1 protein-coding gene is annotated in these 240 nt (G+C 50.8%); it reads left to right on the forward strand.

The features are described 5' to 3' along the window. Window positions 1-7 precede the first annotated feature (7 nt). Window positions 8-240: catalase (locus SB756_RS34645; RefSeq protein ID WP_410913829.1), on the forward strand; the 233-nt coding region annotated here is incomplete at its 3' end.

A 240-nucleotide genomic window follows, 5' to 3' on the forward strand; every position in this document is an offset into this window, starting at 1 on the left:
TGGGAGCCTGAAAGCCCCTGATACACGTAACGAAAAACTTAATTCTCTGGAAGACGTACGCAAAGGCAGTGAAAATTATGCGCTGACCACTAATCAGGGCGTGCGCATCGCCGATGATCAAAACTCACTGCGTGCCGGTAACCGTGGTCCAACGCTGCTGGAAGATTTTATTCTGCGCGAGAAAATCACCCACTTTGACCATGAGCGCATCCCGGAACGTATTGTTCATGCACGCGGATC

Source organism: Pseudomonas sp. SIMBA_068, assembly GCF_046534705.1.
Lineage (GTDB): Bacteria > Pseudomonadota > Gammaproteobacteria > Pseudomonadales > Pseudomonadaceae > Aquipseudomonas > Aquipseudomonas putida.